The sequence below is a fragment of the Neoroseomonas soli genome (assembly GCF_018129065.1).
In the GTDB taxonomy this organism is placed as follows: domain Bacteria; phylum Pseudomonadota; class Alphaproteobacteria; order Acetobacterales; family Acetobacteraceae; genus Neoroseomonas; species Neoroseomonas soli.
Genome location: NZ_JAAEDM010000019.1, coordinates 30079 through 47201, shown reverse-complemented (window position 1 = coordinate 47201; position 17123 = coordinate 30079). Strand labels below are relative to the sequence as shown.

Sequence of the window (17123 nt, the reverse complement as noted above, 5' to 3'; positions counted from 1 at the left end):
AAGACGGGGCACGCCGCGCCATGGTGCGCCCCCTTCGTTCGATTCAAGCAGGACGCGTTCCATGGCCAAGCCCGTCATCCTGGTCACCCGGAAATTGCCGGATGGCGTCGAGGCGCGGCTGTCATCCCTGTTCGATGCGCGGCTGAACCCCGCCGACGATCCCTGGCCGCGGGACGGCGCGGAGATCGTGCGCCGCGCGGCGGAAGCGGGCGCGGCGGGCATCCTCTGCGCCGCGGGCGACGCGATGGATGCCCGGACCATCGCGGCGCTGCCGCCCTCGGTGCGCATCCTCGCGACCTTCAGCGTCGGGACGGACCATATCGACCTCGACGCCGCCCGCGCGCGCGGGCTGGTCGTGACCAACACGCCCGAGGTCCTTTCCTTCGCCACCGCCGAGATCGCCTTCACCCTGATGCTGATGGCCGCGCGCCGCGCCGGGGAAGGCGAGCGCCTGGTGCGCGCCGGCGCCTGGACCGGCTGGGCACCGACGCAGCTCATGGGCGTCACGCTGGAGGGCAAGAAGCTCGGCATCCTCGGCTTCGGGCGCATCGGGCGGGAACTGGCGCAGATGGCGCGCGGGATGCGGATGGAAATCCACTACCGCAACCGCAGCCGCGTCGCGCCGGACCTCGAGGAAGGCGCCATTTTCCACGACAGCGACGACGGCTTCCTGGCCGCGATCGACGTGCTGTCGATGCACATCCCCGGCGGCGAGGCGACGCGCAAATGGCTGGACGCCGAGCGCATCGCGAAGATGAAGCCCGGCGCGCTGGTGGTGAACACCGGCCGCGGCACGACGGTGGACGACGCAGCCCTGGTCGCCGCGCTGCGTTCCGGCCACATCCGCGCCGCCGGCCTCGACGTGTATGACGGCGAGCCGAGCGTCTTCCCCAGCTATCTCGGGCTCGAGAACGTGGCGCTGCTGCCGCATCTCGGCTCCGCCACCATCGAGACGCGCGACGCGATGGGCGCGCGCTGCATCGAGAACCTCGAAGCCCTGCTCATGAAGGACCAGGAGCCGCCCTGCCGCGTCGCCTAGGCTGCCGGCACCCCCATATGGGGGTGCCTGAAGCGCGGGAGGCGGCGATGCGGCGCCTGGTCAGCGCCAAGCGGTCGATGGTCAAGGCGATCACCTACCGCATGGTCGTGATGTGCCTGGATTTCCTGACGATCTACCTTTTCACCGGGGCCTTGCACATCGCCCTCGGCTTCATGGTGGCGAGCAACCTCTACACCTCCGTCGCCTACCTCCTGCACGAGCGGATCTGGGCGCAGATCGGCTGGGGCGTGCATGAGATGTGACCCTCGCCGCAGGCCCGGCCCCTCGACAGCCGTGCCAGCCGGAGCCACCTTCGCGGCATCAGCATCGGGACCACCAGCATGCATTTCGATTTCGCGCGGATTCCCCACGAGCAGGCCTACAAGCTCGTCGTCGCCTCGGTCGTGCCGCGCCCTGTCGCCTGGGTCGTCAGCCAGGACCGCGAGGGCCATGTGAATGCCGCGCCCTATTCCTTCTTCAATGCCTTCTCCGACAACCCGGTCGTCGTCGGCATCGGCTGCGGCCCGCGCGCGCCGGGCGCGGTGAAGGACACGCTCGCCAACATCGAGGCGACCGGCCAGTTCGTGGTGAACCTGGTCTCGGCCGCGAATGCCGAGCAGATGAACGTCACCGCCATCGACTTCCCGCCCGGCGTGAACGAACTGGCCGAGGCCGGGCTGACCACCGCGCCGTCGCTGAAGGTGAAAGTGCCGCGCATCGCTGAAAGCCCGGTCGCGCTGGAATGCGAGGTCTTCCAGTTCGTCCCCGCCGGGCGGCATACCATCGTGATGGGGCGCGTCCTCGCGCAGTACGTGCGGGACGACTGCGTGCTCGACGCGGCGAAGTTCTATGTCGATACGCCGAAGCTCGAACTCGTCGGGCGCATGCACGGGCGCGGGTGGTACGCCCGCACGACGGACCGGATCGAGATCCCGCGCATTTCCGTCGCGGACTGGGAAGCGCGGAAGAAGGGCGCTGCGGAGTGAGGGCCGCCGCCCCTCCGGGCCACCCCCGCTAAAGGCCGAAAGGCCTTTGGAAACCATGACGGGGTCGCGTTTTGGGATTTTAGGACTTTAGCGCTTTAGGTGCCGTTACCGCGCACGCGCAGCCCCATCGCCGCATGGAACGTATCAAGAACTTCCTGCCGCGTCCACCGCACCCAAGGTATCGGTTCCCAAAGGCCTTTCGGCCGATGGGATCCCGTGGCGGGGTGGCTTGGAGGGGCGGCGCCCCTCCAATACCCCCCTGGACTTCCCCGGCCACCACGGCCAGCCTCCCGGCAACAACGGACGTCCCGCGCCGGGACAGTGCCGAGGAGGACCTGTCCGATGACTACCCCGCGCCTGATGCGGCGTTGCCTGATGGCGCTCGCCGTGGCGCTTCCGGTCCCTGCCCTGGCCCAGGCCTATCCCGACCGCCCGCTGCGCTTCGTGATCCCCTGGCCGCCCGGCGGCACCAACGACATCGTCGGGCGACTCGTATCGGACGGTCTGGCGGCGCGCCTCGGCCAGCCGGTGGTGATCGAGAACCGCGGCGGCGCCGGCGGCGCGCTGGGCGCCGAGGTCGTCGCGAAGTCGGCGCCGGACGGATACACGCTGCTGCTCGGCGGTTCGGGCAGCCTGACCATCAACCAGCTCGTGCGGCGGCGGTTGCCCTACGACCCGGCGACGGCCTTCGCACCGGTCGGCATGATCGGCAGCGGGGCGAACGTGATCGTCGTGCATCCCTCGGTGCGCGCGACCAACCTGCGCGAGTTGCAGGCCGCGGCGCGCGAGGCCAGTCCGCCGCTGAACTATGCATCGCCGGGCGTCGGCAGCACGGGGCATGCGGCGGGGGCGCTGATCACGCAGGTGCTCGGTGTGGAGATGCAGCACGTGCCCTATCGCGGCACCGGCCCGGCGATGAACGACGTGGTGGCCGGGCGCATCCAGGTCTTCACCAATGCGCTCGCGCCCCTGCAGCCGCAGATCCAGGCCGGCACGGTGCGCGCGCTCGCCATCGCGGGGCCGCGGCGCAATGCGGCAATGCCCGACCTGCCGACGGCGGGCGAGGCCGGCTTCCCCGACATCCAGGCGGCCACTTGGTTTGCGCTCCTCACGACCGGCGGCACGCCGCGGGATCGCGTCGATCGGCTCTTCGCCGCGCTATCGGCCACCATCGCCGACCCGGAGATCCGCCGGAAGCTCGAGGAAGGCGGCCTCGACGTGGAGCCGAGCGAGAGCCCGGCCGCCTTCGCGCGCTTCGTCGCGGAGGATGCGGCGCGCTGGGAGCCGGTGGTGCGCCGCGCCGGCGTCAGCGTGGAATGACGGCGTCCCGACGCGACGCTTCGGCCGGGAGCGCGAAGCGGGACCGCGCCCGGTCGGCGTACGGCTCGCAGGCCAGGCGCGCGGATGCTCGCTCGCGGCCATCGGCACGGCGGCGATCCCGCGCGGGCCGGGCGGGTACCGTGTCCGGGTCGCCGAACTGAGCATGGAATTCGGCAACCGTATCCGTCAGCCCGGCATCCAGACGGATTGACGTTCCTCACCCCACCAAGGACAGACCCATGACCCGCACCGTCGGCCGCATCCTGGCCGAGAGCCTCGCCGCCCATGACGTGGACCTGATCTATTGCGTCCCCGGCGAATCCTATCTCGGCCTGACCGATGCGCTGACCGAGTTCCCGCAGATCCGCCTGGTGGTCTGCCGGCACGAGGGCGGCGCCGGCTTCATGGCCGCGGCCGACGGGCGCATGCGCGACGGGCGGGCCGGGGTGGCCCTCGTTTCGCGCGGCCCCGGCGTGACCAATGCGATGATCGCGCTGCACACCGCCTATCACGATGCGACGCCGCTGGTGATCCTGATCGGCCATGTGGAGCGCAAGGATGTCGGCCGACTGGCGCTGCAGGAACAGAACTACTCGCGCCTGCTTTCCGACGTGACCAAGGGCGTGTTCGAGGTCATCCAGCCGATCCAGGCGAGCGAGGTGATCGCCCGCGCCTTCCACCTGGCGCAGTCCGGCACGCCGGGCCCGGTCGCGGTGATCCTGCCGGAGGACATCTTCGACGAGCCGGCGGAAGGCCCCGTCGTGGCGCCGCGCACCCTGCCGAAGCCGGGGCCGCGGATGGAAGACCTCGATCGCCTCGCGGAGATGCTGGCGAATGCGGAACGCCCGCTGGTGCTCGTCGGCGGCGCCATGGCGGCGGGCGGGGAAGCGGCGCTGGCCGACCTCAACCGCCTCGCGGAAGCCTGGACGCTGCCGATCAGCCCGACGCACCGGCGCCCGCACCTGTTCGACGCGCATCACCCGAACTACGGCGGCTACATGGGCATCCGCGTGCCCAAGCCGCTGATCGAGGAGATGAAGAAGGCCGACCTCATGGTCTGCCTGGGCGAGCGGCTGTCCGACAGCATCAGCCAGTCCTACACCTTCCCCGCCGCGCCGGACCCGCAACTGCCGCTGGTGCAGGTGTGGCCGGATGCCAACGAGATCGGCCGCGTCTGGCGCGTGGACCTGCCCATCGCCGCCGACCCGCACGCCGTCATCCGCGGCCTGCTGGCGTGCAATGCGCCCGAGGCAAGCGAGGCGCGCAAGCGTTGGGTGAAGGGGCTCAACACCATCCACCGCGGCCTGCTCGCGCCGGAATGGGACAGGATGGAGGACGGGGTGAACTTCGCCGCCGTCTGCGCGGCGATGTCGCGGCACATCCCGGAGGATGCGGCAGTGACCTCGGATGCGGGGAACTTCTCCTCCTTCCTGCACCGCTACTTCCCGTTCCGGCAGACCCACATGTTCCTCGCCTCGAATGTGGGCGCCATGGGTTCGGCGGTGCCCATGGCGGTGGCAGCGGCGCTGCGCCGGCCGGGCAAGCGGGCGGTCGCCTTCGTGGGCGACGGCGGCATCCTGATGACGGGCAACGAGATCGCCACCGCCATGCGGGAGGGCGTCGCGCCGGTGGTCATCCTGTCGGACAATTCGGGCTACGGCACGATCGGCATGCACCATGAAGGGCGCTACCCGGGCCGCCCCTACGACCAGGCGACGCGGCTGGTGAACCCGGATTTCATCGCCTGGGCGAAGTCCTTCGGCGCCGCGGCCTTCTCCATCCGCACCGAGGAGGAAGTCGAGAAGGTGCTGGCCGAGGCCTTCGCCGTCACCGACCGGCCGGTGGTGGTGCATGTGAAGTCCTCGGCGGTGCAGGCCTCCGCATGGAAGAAGCGGACGATGCCGCTGCCGGCCTGATATGCCCGCATCCTTGCCGGGCGTATCCGCATGCGGGGCTGGTGGGGCGGCCCGTGCAAGACAAAGGGACTACGGGCGGCAGCGATCTTCGACCTCGAGTCAGCGATCGCTGCCGCCCGCATGAAGCGCCACCGCCCGTGACCGTTTCGCGGCACGGGTCTTGCTGAAATCCGATCCGAGGGGCGCCCAGGCGGCGGGCGCCCCACCCATGAAGCCGCAAGGGCGGCCAGGAGAGGATCGGACACGAATATGCGCAAACGGCTTGCAGCGCTCGCCATCGGCCTCGGGCTGATCTCTGCCCCTGCCATGGCGCAGGTGGACCTCGGCAGCGGCTTCTCGGTGACCGGCACGGTCACGGGCGCCACCGACTACGTGTTCCGCAACATCAGCCAGACGCGCAGCCGGCCCGCGGTCCAGGGCTCGGTCGAACTCTCCCACGAGACCGGCTTCTACATCAGCACCTTCGCCAGCAACGTCGCCTTCGCGGGCACAGATGCGCGGCAGGAGGTCGATGTCAGCGGCGGCTGGCGCTACACGGCCGGCGGCTTCACCGCCGACATCGGCGGCACCTGGTACACCTATCCCGGCTACAGCAACCAGCCAGGGCAGTACGGGCTGAACTTCGCCGAGGGCATCCTGCGGCTGAAGTACGAGATGGAGCCGGTCACCTTCGTCGGCACCGCGGCCTATTCGCCGAATTTCTGGGGCTCTTCGGGTGACGGCTACTATGTCGAGGGCGGGATCGACGTGAAGATCCCGGGCATCGACGTGACCCTTTCGGGCCGCCTCGGCTACCAGTGGATCGAGCGCAACAGCCGCTTCGGCGCGCCGGACTACCTCGCCTACAGCATCTACGTCTCGCGGCCGATCGCCTATGGCTTCGCGGTCTCGGCGGGCTGGTACGGCACGGATATCAGCCAGTCGGAATGCGGCGGGCTGAAGATCTGCGACGGGCGGTTCATCGCCTCGTTGTCCTGGACATTCTGACCGTCGGGGTAGGTTGGCGAGGCGCTCGCCCGCCTCCCGCCGAAGTGGCGTGCAGTCGTCGGCCCGGAGCGCGATGTGCCCGGGGCAGCCGGCCGGTTCCGGCACGAACCGCGGGGCCGTCCCTACGCCGGCCCCGCAGATGGCGGAGCCATCCGCGACATCCCCGCACCGCTTGCCCCGGGCCGCGGCGCCCTCCTAGGCTTCCCGCAACCACAAGGAAGAGGGAGGACGCGCGCATGCATCGCAGGGAAGTTCTCGTCGCCACGGCCGGGGTGGCGCTGGCGCGCCCGGCGCTGGCACAGGGGCAGTGGCCGGATCGCCCGGTCCGCTGGATCGTGCCCTTCCCGCCCGGCGGCTCGACGGACCTCTGGGCGCGCCTGATGGCCGAACCGATGTCGGCGGAACTCGGCCAGCCCATCGTCATCGACAATCGCGGCGGGGCGGGCGGGCTGATCGGCACGGAGGCGGCCGCACGCGCGACGCCGGACGGCTACACGATGCTGTTCACCATCACGACGCATGTGACCTCGCCGGTGGTGCTGCGGCGCTTTCCCTACGACCCGGTCGCGGATTTCGCGCCGATCGGAAAGCTCGGCGTCACGCCGCTGGTGCTCTGTGCCTCGCCCTCCACCCAGGGCGACACGCTGCAGGACTTCGTCGCCTGGGCGCGGGGGAAGGACCTGTCCTACGGCTCCTATGCGCCGGGCTCCTCGGGGCACGCCTATGGGCAGATGTTCTCCGACGAGGCGCGGCTGAACATGACCCATGTCGCCTATCGCGGCGAAGGGCCGATGCTGCAGGACATGCTGGCCGGCAACGTCGCCTGCGCCTTCCATTCCATGGCGGCGAGCGGCGGAGCAATCCGCGCGCGGCGCATCCGGCCGCTCGCGCTTTCGGGCACGAGGCCGCTGCCCTCGCTGCCGGAGGTGCCGCTGTTGCAGGACAGCGGCTTCTCTCGGCGCTTCGCCTTCTCCGGCTTCATCGGCCTTCTCGCGCCGGCGCGCACGCCGCAGCCGATCCTGGACCGCGCCTCCGGCCTCTTCCGCCGCATCATGGAGAACCCGGACACGAGGCGCCGGCTGCTCGAGATCGACACCATCCCCGCCTATCTTGGTCCGGCCGAGTTCCGCGAGGACATCATCCGCTCCCTGCGCGAATGGACGGCGATCGCGACCGAGCTGAACCTCAGCGTCCAGGGCTGACCGCAGGATCGCCTTGATTTGGCCAGAGCCGTGCTGTTCCTGCACAGGACGGGCGGCGGAACCGCCGCCCGGCACGCCGCCCGGAACCACCGATGACCAGTCCTGACGCGCCCGCCCTCTCGATCGTCGTGCCCGCCTACAACGAGCAGGAGGTGCTGCCGGAATTCCACCGGCGGCTCGCCTCGGCGCTGGCTGATCTCGGCCTCGCCTGGGAGGTCGTCTATGTGAACGACGGGTCCCGCGACACCACGCTCGAGGTCATGCTCGGGCTGCAGGCGGCAGACCCGCGGGTGGCGGTGGTCAACCTGTCGCGCAACTTCGGCAAGGAGATCGCGCTGACCGCCGGGCTCGACCATGCGCGCGGCACGGACGCGGTGGTGGTGATCGACGCCGACCTCCAGGACCCGCCCGAGGTCATCCCCGAACTGGTGGCCGGCTGGCAGGAAGGCTTCGACGTCGTCTATGCCCGGCGCAACACGCGCGAGGGCGAGACCTGGCTGAAGAAGGCCACGGCGCATGCCTTCTACCGCTTCATGCAGCGCATCGGCGGCAAGGTGCAGCTGCCGCCCGACACCGGCGATTTCCGGCTGCTCAGCCGCCGCGCGCTGGATGCCCTGCTGAAACTGCGGGAACAGCACCGCTTCATGAAGGGGCTGTTTGCCTGGATCGGCTTCCCGGCCAAGGCGGTGCGCTACGACCGCGCGCCGCGCGCCGCCGGCACGACCAAGTGGAACTACTGGAAGCTGTGGAACTTCTCGCTGGAGGGGATCACCTCCTTCACCGTCGCCCCGCTCAAGGTCGCGACCTATTTCGGGCTGCTGACGGCGATCGGGGCGGTGATCTACCTGGCGCAGCTGGTCGTCCGCACGGTCTTCTTCGGCAACCCGGTCGCCGGCTACCCCAGCCTGCTCGCGGTGGTGCTGTTCCTCGGCGGGGTGCAGATGATGATGCTCGGCATCATCGGGGAATACCTCGGCCGTATCTTCAACGAGACGAAGCAGCGGCCGCTCTATTTCACCGAGCGCTACCTGCCGAGCCGGCAGGCCAGCAGCTCGCCCACCGGCACGCAGAGCGCCGTCGCGCCGGGCATGGTCGCCAACGCCTGATCCCGCGCGCCGGGCAGGATCAGGCGGAGTTCCCCCGGGGCGAGCGGCGTGGCGAGGGTCGCGGCATCCGTGCAGCGCGGCCGCTCCCCACGCCAGCGGGCGACATACATGGTGTTGGCCGGCACCGGGCGTTCCGCCGCGAGGCTGAGCACCTGCAACTGCCGCGCATGGTCCCCGAGCGTGTCCGGCTTTGCCACGCAGGGCCAGGTCGGCAGCAGGGTCAGGCGATCGGCTTCCGCCAGCAGGGCGCGCAGCGCCGGGGCGTCCACCGTCCAGGCGTGGCGCGCCTGCGCCCAGTCGCGAATGGCCGCGCGGTTCGGCGCGGCGTCGGCGAATTGCAGTAGCGCCAGCAGCAGCACGGCCGCCGTGCCGAATCGCGGCAGGCGCGCAAGCAGCGCCACCGTCCCCACCAGCAGCGCCAGCCCCACCGGCCAGAAGAAGCGCCCCGAGGCACGGAACTGTTGCAGGAAGCCCGGCGCCTCGCCGAGGTCCAGGACGATCCGCTCCCCGGCGCCGACACGGAAGGAGACGGCCAGCAGCGTCAGCCCGAACAGCACCAGCACCAGCCCGGCATGCCGCCGCAGCGCCTGCACGGCCTGGCGCGGTGCCAGCACCGCCACCGCCAGGATCCCGGCCAGCAGCCCGGCGCCGAGCCAGTTGTAGCCCTCCCACCCGCCATGGCCGGTGGCGTCGATCTCCCTCGCCGCCAGCGCACCAAGGATCCAGGACCGATGCGGCCAGACCGGGGAAAGCAGGTTCAGCGCGAAGTCGCCGTAGCCGCCGTCTCCCGCCGCGCCAAGGTAGCCGAAGGCGGCCATGGTCCCACCCACCGCCCCCGCCGCCACCGCGACGCCCACCGCCGCGCCGATCCAGCGACGGTCCCTGCGCAGCAGCAGCGTCGCCGGCACCGCGCCGAGCAGCGCCAGCACCATGGCGCCGAGGTAGGGGTGCACCAGCAGCGTCGCCACCGCCGCCCCCACCGCCACGGCCCAGCGCGCGGCCGACGACGCACGCACCAACCGCAGGTAGAGCCCGAGCGCTACCAACAGGGTGAAATGCCCGGTGAGCGCCGCATGGCCGTAGCGGTTGATGAAGGCCGGCATGGCCGAGGCCGCGAGCGCCACCGCGATCGCCGGCAGCACCCGGCGCTCCCCGGTGCCGCGAAGGCACCAGACCGCGGCGACCGGCTGCAGCAGCCAGGCGATGCCGTACCACAACCCGATGCCGTGGAAGCCTTCGGGCAGCACGCCGCGCATCGCCTTCAGCGGCAGGGCGAGCAGCGGGATGCCGTCGGCGAAGGCGATGTTCAGCCCCTCGGGCGGGATCAGGTTGCGCACCGCAAGTGGCGGCCAGCGCCAGGCGTCACCGAGGAAGTAGCGCTGCGCGATGGCGTGCTGCGCGGCATCCCCCTGCGGCGCCCAGGGCGAGCCCGCTTGCGGCAGCAGGAAGTCGGCCGGGAAGGTCAGCAGCACCAGCGCCGCGCCGAGCAACAGGGCGAAGCCGTAGGACAGGGCGGTTTCCGCTCGGCGGGACAGGGCGCGCACTCCGTGCTGGACGCGGGCCGTCTAGGCCCTGCCGACGGATGGCGGCAAGCGGCACCGAACGGAGATTCCGGACGCTGCCTTCTGCGGCGCCACAATTGCGCCGCAAGCAGGTCCCAAATCCGTCAGCACCCAGGGTCATGACTAGCGTCATCCGAGGGCCAGGTACGCCCCTCCCGCAGATGCGGCAGGGCGATCGGGTCCAAGGGCTCCCTTGGCCGCAGCCGGTCCCCCCACCGGCGGCGATGAGACCAGAAGGCCGATATCACGCATGTCCAGCGTCCCGGTTGGTCCCCTCCCCCCGCACAGCGCCCCCGCCGGCGCCGTCCATGGCATGTCCGCGCGCGACCGTGCCGCCCGGCTGCTGCCGCTGGCCAAGCGCGCGATGGACATCGCCATCGCCGGCGCGGCCCTGCTGGTCGCCCTGCCCTTCTTCCTGGCCGTGGGCGCGCTGACGCGCGCCGATGGCGGCCCCACCTTCTACGCGCATCCGCGCGTCGGGCGCGGCGGCAGGATCTTCGGCTGCCTGAAGTTCCGCTCGATGGTGGTGGACAGCCAGGCCCGGCTTGAGGCGCTGCTCGCCGCCGACCCCACCGCCCGCGCCGAGTGGGAAACCACCCGCAAGCTGAAGGACGACCCGCGCATCACCCGCGTCGGCCGCTTCCTGCGCGCCACCTCGCTGGATGAGCTGCCGCAGCTGATCAACGTGCTGAAGGGCGAGATGTCGATCGTCGGCCCGCGCCCGGTGACGCAGTCCGAACTCGACTGCTACTATGGTGTCGCCGCCGCGCACTACCTGACCGTCCGCCCGGGCATCACCGGCCCGTGGCAGGTCAGCGGCCGCAGCGAGACCTCCTACGACCAGCGCGTGGCGCTCGATGTCGCCTATGTCTCGCAGCCCTCGCTGCTGACCGACATCCGCATCCTGCTGAAGACCCCGGTGGCGGTGCTCTCCCGCCGCGGCGCGCACTGATACCAGCCAGCCTTTCGGCTGACTCGGTATCAGAGCCTATGTTTCGCGCGCGGCCGCCCCACCAGCCCCGCGCGCCATATCGCCCGGCCTCGCCGGGCGGCATGAGCCTCGGGACCACCAAGGAACCCATTTCATGACAGGCACGGCGTCCGAGGGCCCGGAGGACCGGGCTGGCGGACGCCGGCTCGTTTCCGGGGTGCTCTGGAACGCGCTCGGGCGCGGCATCCCCCTGCTGATCGCGCTGGGGATCACCCCGGTGCTGGTCCACCTGCTGGGGACGGAGCGCTGGGGGTTGTTCACCCTGGCGCTGGCCATGGTGGGGATCTTCGGGGTCTTCGACCTCGGCCTCGGCATGGCGCTGACGCGGGCGGTCTCCGAGGCGATCGGCGAAGGGCGCGGGCGGGATGCGCCGGCGCTGGTGGGGGCGACGCTTTATTCTCTGCTGGGGCTGTCTGCCGTGATGGCCGCGCTCGCCTGGGCCTTCATGCCCGTCCTGATCGGGCGCGTGCTGATCGTGCCGCCGGGGCTGGAGGCGGAGGCGCTCGCCGCCTTCCGCGTGCTGGCGGCAGCGGCGCCGCTGGTGGTGCTGAATGCGGCGCTGTGGGGGGTGCTCGCGGCGTGGCAGAGGTTCCGGGCGGCGAACCTCGTGAACATGCCGGTCAGCGTCTTCTACTACCTCGGCCCGGTGATCGCGCTGCTGGCCTGGGACAGCCTGGTGGGCGTGATGCTCGCGCTGGTCGCGGTGCGGCTGGCGAGCGGGCTGGCCTATGCGGTGCTGGCCTTGAAGGACGTGCCGGGGCTGGGGCTTTCGCGCCCGCGCTTTTCGCTTCTGAAGCCGCTGCTGCGCCAGGGCGGGTGGATGAGCCTGTCCGGCGCGCTGACGCAGGTGCTGCTCTATGCCGACCGCTTCCTGGTGGGCGCGCTGATCGGGCTGACCGCGGTGGCCTTCTATGCGACACCGCTCGACCTCGTCATGCGCATGTGGATCCTGCCCGTGGCGGTGGCGCAGACGCTGCTGCCGGCCATCGCTTCTTCCTATCGCGCCTCGCCCGAACGCACGGCGCTGCTGATGCGGCGCGGCGCGCTGATCGTCGCCGGGCTGGTGCTGCCGGCCTGTCTGGTGCTGGTGGCTTTCGCGGAATGGCTGCTGTGGCTGTGGCTCGGCAATGCCTTCGCGGAGGGCGGCGGGATGGTGCTGCGGATCCTCGGTGTGGGGATCTTCTTCTCCTGCCTCGCCTTTGTGCCGGGGACGCTGCTGGACGCGATCGGGCGGCCGGAGGTGACGGCGACATTCTCGCTGGCGCAGGCGGCGGTGTTCCTGCCGCTCGGCGTGGCGCTGCTGCTGATGATCGGCATCGAGGGCGCGGCGATGGCCTGGGCGCTGCGCGCGGCGACGGATTGCGCCGGGCGGTTCCTGTTCGCGGCGCGGTTCTACCCGCCGGCCGCCGAGGCCGGGCGCATGCTGCGGCCGGTGCTGGCCGTGGCGGGGGTTGGGCTGGCGGTGATGGTGCCGCTGCCGTGGATGGCGGCGGTGGTGGTGGGCGGCGTGACGCTCGGCGTCGTGCTGTGGCTCGGCTGGCGCGTGGCGCCCGAGGATGACCGCGCCATGCTGCTGCGTCGCATCGGAAAGGGGGCCGCATGAGCGGCATCGCCATCAACGGCCGCTTCCTGACCCAGGGCATGACGGGCGTGCAGCGCTTCGCGACGGAGATCGTCGCCGCCGCGGATGCGCTGGCCGGGCGTGGCGCATGGCCGGCGGCGCGCGTGCTGCATCCGGCCGGTGCGCGCGCGGCGGGGCTGGGCGCGCTGCGTTCCGAAGCGGTCGGCACCCGCGGCGGGCAGGCCTGGGAGCAGATCGACCTGCCGCGCGCGCTGCGCGGGGATTTCCTGCTGAGCCTGGGCAATACCGCGCCCCTGCTGGCAGGCGCGCGGCAGGCGGTGGTGATCCACGATGCCGGCGCTTTCGATACGCCGGAATCCTATTCCTTCGCTTTCCGCACCTGGTACCGGCTGATGCAGAAGCGGCTGGCGCGCGGCGGGGCGAGGCTGCTGACGGTGTCGGAGTTTTCCCGCGCGCGCATCGCGGCGGCGCTCGGTGTCTCGCCGGCGAGCATCGGCGTCGTGCCTGAAAGCGGGGAGCACATCCTGCGCATCGCTGCCGACGAATCCGTGCTCGCGCGGCATGGGCTGGAACCGGCGCGCTATGCGCTCGTTGTCGGCAATCCGGCGGCGCACAAGAACCTCGCGGCGCTGACGGCGGCGGCGGACGTGCTGGGGCGCCACGGGCTGACGCTGGCGGTGGCGGGTGCCGCGGACCCGGCGGTGTTCCGGTCCGGCAATGGCGTGGCGGCGCAAGCGGCGCGGGTGCTCGGCCGCGTGTCTGACGCTGAGTTGCGCGCGCTGTACGGGAATGCGCTCTGCCTGGTGTTTCCCTCGCGCTACGAGGGTTTCGGCCTGCCGCCACTCGAAGCCATGACCTGCGGCTGCCCCGTCATCGCCGCCCATGCCGGCGCGGTGCCGGAAGTCTGCGGCGAGGCCGCGCTGTGGTTCGACCCGTCGCGACCCGCCACGCTGACCGAAGCCCTGGCGCGGCTCATCGAGGAAGACGGCCTGCGCGACGGCATGCGCGCCGCCGGCCTCGCCCGTGCCGCCACATTCACCTGGGAACGCGCCGCGCGCGAATTGCTGGCGCTGATCGAGGATCGCATCGCATGAAGGTCGCCATCGTCCATGAATGGCTGGATTCCTTCGCGGGCTCCGAGCGCGTGGTGGAGCAGTTGCTGGCCGAATGGCCGGAGGCGGACCTCTTCGTCCTCTGCGACTTCATGCCCGAGGCGGAGCGCGGCTTCCTGCGCGGCAAGGCGCCGCGCACCAGCTTCATCCAGCGCCTGCCCTTCGCGCGGAAGCACTTCCGCAAGTATCTCGGCCTGATGCCGATCGCGATCGAGCAGTTCGACATGTCGGGCTATGATCTCGTGCTGTCGTCGTCGCATGCGGTGGCCAAGGGCGTGATCACCGGACCGGGGCAGTTGCATGTCTCCTACGTGCACAGCCCGATGCGATATGCGTGGGACCTGCAGCACCAGTATCTGCGCGAAGCGGGGATGGAGCGCGGGCTGAAGGGCCTCTACACGCGCCACCTCCTGCACAAGTTGCGCATCTGGGACCGCGCCAGCGCGCTGAGCCCGGACGTGGTGCTGGCGAATTCCAGCTACATCGCCGAGCGCATCCGCAAGGTGTGGCGGCGTGACAGCATCGTCGTGCATCCACCGGTGGACGTGGAACGCTTCGCGCTGCGAGCGGAAAAGGAAGGCTTCTACCTCACCGCCTCCCGCATGGTGCCCTACAAGCGTATCGAACTGGTCGCCGAGGCCTTCCGCCGCATGCCGGACCGTCGTCTCGTCGTGGTCGGCGACGGCGCCAACGAGGCGCGCGTGCGTGAGGCCGCCGGCGGTGCGCCCAACATCGAATTCCGCGGCCGTGTCGGGACGGAGGAACTCGTGCGCCTGACCCAGGCCGCCCGCGCCGCGGTCTTCGCGGCGGAGGAGGATTTCGGCATCGCCACCGTCGAGGCCCAGGCCTGCGGCACGCCGGTCATCGCCTTCGGCAAGGGTGGCGCCTGCGACATCGTGGTCGCTCCCCCTGCGGAGCGCCCGACCGGCCTATTCTTCGCCGAGCAATCCACCGAGGCCATCGTCGCAGCCGTCGAACGCTTCGAGACGCTGCGCTTCGCCCCCGAGGATTGCCGCGCCAACGCCGAACGCTTCAGCCACGCCGCCTTCCGCGCGAAGATGCGGGGCATCGTCGAGGAGGCGCGGCGATGAGGTTCTCGCTCGTCGTCGCGACGCTCGGGCGGGACCGGGAAGTCGCTGAATTGTTCGACAGCCTGCTCGCGCAGGGGCGGCAGGATTTCGAGGTCATCATCGTCGATCAGAACGATGACGACCGGCTGGGCGCGGTCGAAGCCGCGTATTCATCCCGCCTGAAGATTCGGCGCCTGCGGTCGGCGATCCGCAATGCGAACAACGCGCGCAATCTCGGCCTGCGGCATGCGCGCGGGGAGATCGTGACCTTCCCCGACGATGACTGCCTTTATCCGCCCGGCGTGCTGGATCGCGTGGATGCGGCCTTCGTGGCCGAGCCTGCGCTGCATGTGCTGACCGGGCCGGCGGCCTCGCCGGCGGGCGGCCTCGGTTCCGGGCGCTGGCGCATGGAGAGCGGCCCGATCGACCTCGGCAATGTCTGGACCAGCGTGATTGAATTCAACCTGTTCCTGCGCCGCGCGACGGCGCTGGCCCTCGGCGGCTTCGACGAGGGGATGGGGCCGGGCAGTCCCTTCGGCTCGGCCGAGGGCAACGACCTGGTGTGCCGCGCCATGGCCCTTGGCGTCGGCGCGCGGTACGATGCCGCGCTGCGCATCGTGCATCCCGACAAGCGGTTGACCGACATCGCGGTGGAGCGTGCCGAACGCTACGGACGCGGGCTTGGCTTCGCGTTGCGGCGGCATCATGCGCCTGCCTCGGCATGGATGGCGTTCCTGGTGCGGCCGCTCGGCGGCGTGGCGGTGAGCCTGCTGCGCGGGCGGATGCACGAGGCCGCCTACTACTTCATGACCTGGCGCGGGCGCATCGCCGGCGCCATGGCGGCCGAAGCGCGTCGCCCGGCGCGCATCGCCCCGCTGACGGAGGCCGCGTGATGCGCATCGCCATCGGCATCGCCACGCGCGGGCGGCCGGGGATCCTGGCCGGCGTGCTGCGCGACCTGCAACGCCAGACTCGCGCGCCCGACCGCACCATCGTCTGCCACGTCACGCCCGACGACGTGACCGGCTGCGACGCCATCGCGGGCGCCGAGTTCATCACCGCCGAGGCCGGGCTGCCGCGCCAGCGCAACGCCATCATGGACGCGGCATCCGACAGCGACGTGGTGCTGTTCCTCGACGACGATTTCCTGTGTGCGCCGGATTACGTCGCGGTGACGGAAGCGGCCTTCGCGGCGCGCCCGGACATGGTGGTGGCGACCGGCACCGTGGTCGCGGACGGCGCCAAGGGGCCGGGCTACTCGCTGGAGGAAGGCGCCGCGCTGCTCGCCGCCGACGTGCCGCCGGCGGACTGCATGACGATGGCGCCACACTTCAACGGCTATGGCTGCAACATGGCCTTCCGCATGGCGACGGTGCGCGCGCACAGCATCCGCGTGGATGAACGCCTGCCGCTCTATGCCTGGTACGAGGACATCGACGTGTCGCGCCAGCTCGGTGCGCATGGCGCGATCCTGCGGCTCGCGGGGGCGCGCGGCGTGCATCTCGGGTCGAAGTCGGGGCGCGTGAAGCAGGTGCGGCTCGGATATTCGCAGGTGGTGAACCCGGTCTATCTGGCGCGAAAGGGCACCTTCCCCTGGAACCACGCCATCCCGAGCGCGGCGCGGCATTGCCTGGCGAACCTCGTGCGTTCGCTGAAGCCCGAGCCCTGGGCGGATCGCGCCGGGCGGTTCAAGGGGAACATGATCGGACTGTGGGACCTGCTGCGCGGCAAGGCGGCACCGGAGCGGATCCTGGAACTGTAGCCCCCCCCTCTTCCGTCGCGCGCCGCTTCGGGCGACGATGCGTGCGACCCAAGGAGGAGGATACGCCGAGATGGCACTCGAACCTGGCCGCCCGCGGCCGGAGCCCACGCCCGAAACGAAGCATTTCTGGGAAGGCACGAAGAACGGCAAGCTGCTGCTGCAACGCTGCGGCGACACCGGCCGCGCGTATTTCCCGCCGCGCCCCTTCAGCCCCTATACCGGCACGCGCAATGTCGAGGTCTTCGAGGCCTCGGGCCGCGCGACGCTGCATTCCTACGTGATCCACCACCGGCCGGTGCCGGGCTTCAAGCCGCCCTACGCGATCGCGGTCGTGGAACTCGAGGAAGGGCCGCGCATGATGACGAACATCGTCGATTGCGCGCAAACGCCCGAGGCGCTGGTGCTCGACATGCCGCTCGAGGTCGCGTTCACGCCGATGGACGACGAGATCACGCTTGCCCTCTTCCGTCCCGCGAAGGAGGGCTGAA

The 17123-nt window shown here is 70.9% G+C and carries 16 protein-coding genes; 15 read left to right on the top strand and 1 reads right to left on the bottom strand.

Annotated features, from left to right (window positions below; all coding sequences use genetic code 11):
* Positions 1-61 precede the first annotated feature (61 nt).
* From GXW76_RS09760 to GXW76_RS09725, 8 genes are all read left to right on the top strand, one after another.
* The gene (locus GXW76_RS09760; RefSeq protein ID WP_211861824.1) at positions 62-1039 is read left to right on the top strand and encodes a 2-hydroxyacid dehydrogenase; all 978 of its coding nucleotides are present in this window, start codon (positions 62-64) and stop codon (positions 1037-1039) included.
* A 47-nt stretch (positions 1040-1086) separates the two neighbouring features.
* Positions 1087-1302, top strand: coding sequence for a DUF2061 domain-containing protein (locus tag GXW76_RS09755; RefSeq protein ID WP_211861823.1), 216 nt, complete (start codon positions 1087-1089; stop codon positions 1300-1302).
* A 78-nt stretch (positions 1303-1380) separates the two neighbouring features.
* Positions 1381-2025: a flavin reductase family protein gene (locus tag GXW76_RS09750; RefSeq protein WP_211861822.1), complete on the top strand. Its 645-nt coding sequence runs from the start codon at positions 1381-1383 to the stop codon at positions 2023-2025.
* Positions 2026-2367: 342 nt separating this feature from the next.
* Positions 2368-3345, top strand: coding sequence for a Bug family tripartite tricarboxylate transporter substrate binding protein (locus tag GXW76_RS09745; RefSeq protein ID WP_246514070.1), 978 nt, complete (start codon positions 2368-2370; stop codon positions 3343-3345).
* Between the two features lie 239 nt (positions 3346-3584).
* Positions 3585-5261 (top strand): thiamine pyrophosphate-dependent enzyme, encoded by a 1677-nt coding sequence (locus GXW76_RS09740; protein ID WP_211861821.1) that lies wholly within the window; start codon positions 3585-3587, stop codon positions 5259-5261.
* A gap of 249 nt (positions 5262-5510) precedes the next feature.
* Positions 5511-6248 (top strand): TorF family putative porin, encoded by a 738-nt coding sequence (locus GXW76_RS09735; RefSeq protein ID WP_211861820.1) that lies wholly within the window; start codon positions 5511-5513, stop codon positions 6246-6248.
* Positions 6249-6484: 236 nt separating this feature from the next.
* Complete coding sequence (locus GXW76_RS09730; RefSeq protein WP_211861819.1) at positions 6485-7450, top strand: Bug family tripartite tricarboxylate transporter substrate binding protein; 966 nt, start codon at positions 6485-6487, stop codon at positions 7448-7450.
* A gap of 92 nt (positions 7451-7542) precedes the next feature.
* The gene (locus GXW76_RS09725) at positions 7543-8556 is read left to right on the top strand and encodes a glycosyltransferase family 2 protein (protein WP_211861818.1); all 1014 of its coding nucleotides are present in this window, start codon (positions 7543-7545) and stop codon (positions 8554-8556) included.
* On the opposite strand, the gene GXW76_RS09720 is transcribed toward GXW76_RS09725, so the two are convergent.
* Positions 8475-10100, bottom strand: coding sequence for a DUF6311 domain-containing protein (locus GXW76_RS09720; RefSeq protein ID WP_211861817.1), 1626 nt, complete (start codon positions 10098-10100; stop codon positions 8475-8477). The genes GXW76_RS09725 and GXW76_RS09720 overlap by 82 nt on opposite strands.
* 331 nt (positions 10101-10431) lie before the next feature.
* Between GXW76_RS09720 and GXW76_RS09715 the strand changes: the two genes are divergently transcribed.
* The 7 genes from GXW76_RS09715 (at position 10432) to GXW76_RS09685 (ending at position 17122) form a co-directional block, all read left to right on the top strand.
* A complete protein-coding gene (locus GXW76_RS09715; protein WP_246514069.1) occupies positions 10432-11070 on the top strand; it encodes a sugar transferase in 639 nt (212 codons plus the stop codon).
* Between the two features lie 133 nt (positions 11071-11203).
* Positions 11204-12712 carry a flippase gene (locus tag GXW76_RS09710; protein WP_211861815.1) on the top strand — a complete coding sequence of 503 codons (1509 nt, stop codon included), beginning with the start codon at positions 11204-11206 and terminating at the stop codon, positions 12710-12712.
* Entirely contained in the window at positions 12709-13785 is a 1077-nt protein-coding gene (locus tag GXW76_RS09705; RefSeq protein ID WP_211861814.1) for a glycosyltransferase family 4 protein, read from the top strand. Before GXW76_RS09710 ends, GXW76_RS09705 begins: the two co-directional genes overlap by 4 nt.
* Entirely contained in the window at positions 13782-14894 is a 1113-nt protein-coding gene (locus tag GXW76_RS09700; RefSeq protein WP_211861813.1) for a glycosyltransferase, read from the top strand. The genes GXW76_RS09705 and GXW76_RS09700 overlap by 4 nt, the downstream gene beginning before the upstream one ends.
* A complete protein-coding gene (locus GXW76_RS09695; RefSeq protein WP_211861812.1) occupies positions 14891-15766 on the top strand; it encodes a glycosyltransferase family 2 protein in 876 nt (291 codons plus the stop codon). The genes GXW76_RS09700 and GXW76_RS09695 overlap by 4 nt, the downstream gene beginning before the upstream one ends.
* Positions 15766-16635, top strand: a complete 870-nt coding sequence (locus tag GXW76_RS09690; RefSeq protein ID WP_211861811.1) for a glycosyltransferase family 2 protein — start codon at positions 15766-15768, stop codon at positions 16633-16635. Before GXW76_RS09695 ends, GXW76_RS09690 begins: the two co-directional genes overlap by 1 nt.
* 70 nt (positions 16636-16705) lie before the next feature.
* On the top strand, positions 16706-17122 hold the full coding sequence (locus GXW76_RS09685; RefSeq protein ID WP_211861810.1) for a Zn-ribbon domain-containing OB-fold protein: 417 nt from the start codon (positions 16706-16708) through the stop codon (positions 17120-17122).
* The last annotated feature ends 1 nt before the right edge of the window (position 17123 follow it).

What these genes read in the sequence shown, in the direction of transcription:
- GXW76_RS09760 (WP_211861824.1), top strand. Translation starts at nt 62, where the DNA reads ATGGCCAAGCCCGTCATCCTGGTCACCCGGAAATTGCCGGATGGCGTC.
- GXW76_RS09755 (WP_211861823.1), top strand. Translation starts at nt 1,087, where the DNA reads ATGCGGCGCCTGGTCAGCGCCAAGCGGTCGATGGTCAAGGCGATCACC.
- GXW76_RS09750 (WP_211861822.1), top strand. Translation starts at nt 1,381, where the DNA reads ATGCATTTCGATTTCGCGCGGATTCCCCACGAGCAGGCCTACAAGCTC.
- GXW76_RS09745 (WP_246514070.1), top strand. Translation starts at nt 2,368, where the DNA reads ATGACTACCCCGCGCCTGATGCGGCGTTGCCTGATGGCGCTCGCCGTG.
- GXW76_RS09740 (WP_211861821.1), top strand. Translation starts at nt 3,585, where the DNA reads ATGACCCGCACCGTCGGCCGCATCCTGGCCGAGAGCCTCGCCGCCCAT.
- GXW76_RS09735 (WP_211861820.1), top strand. Translation starts at nt 5,511, where the DNA reads ATGCGCAAACGGCTTGCAGCGCTCGCCATCGGCCTCGGGCTGATCTCT.
- GXW76_RS09730 (WP_211861819.1), top strand. Translation starts at nt 6,485, where the DNA reads ATGCATCGCAGGGAAGTTCTCGTCGCCACGGCCGGGGTGGCGCTGGCG.
- GXW76_RS09725 (WP_211861818.1), top strand. Translation starts at nt 7,543, where the DNA reads ATGACCAGTCCTGACGCGCCCGCCCTCTCGATCGTCGTGCCCGCCTAC.
- GXW76_RS09715 (WP_246514069.1), top strand. Translation starts at nt 10,432, where the DNA reads ATGTCCGCGCGCGACCGTGCCGCCCGGCTGCTGCCGCTGGCCAAGCGC.
- GXW76_RS09710 (WP_211861815.1), top strand. Translation starts at nt 11,204, where the DNA reads ATGACAGGCACGGCGTCCGAGGGCCCGGAGGACCGGGCTGGCGGACGC.
- GXW76_RS09705 (WP_211861814.1), top strand. Translation starts at nt 12,709, where the DNA reads ATGAGCGGCATCGCCATCAACGGCCGCTTCCTGACCCAGGGCATGACG.
- GXW76_RS09700 (WP_211861813.1), top strand. Translation starts at nt 13,782, where the DNA reads ATGAAGGTCGCCATCGTCCATGAATGGCTGGATTCCTTCGCGGGCTCC.
- GXW76_RS09695 (WP_211861812.1), top strand. Translation starts at nt 14,891, where the DNA reads ATGAGGTTCTCGCTCGTCGTCGCGACGCTCGGGCGGGACCGGGAAGTC.
- GXW76_RS09690 (WP_211861811.1), top strand. Translation starts at nt 15,766, where the DNA reads ATGCGCATCGCCATCGGCATCGCCACGCGCGGGCGGCCGGGGATCCTG.
- GXW76_RS09685 (WP_211861810.1), top strand. Translation starts at nt 16,706, where the DNA reads ATGGCACTCGAACCTGGCCGCCCGCGGCCGGAGCCCACGCCCGAAACG.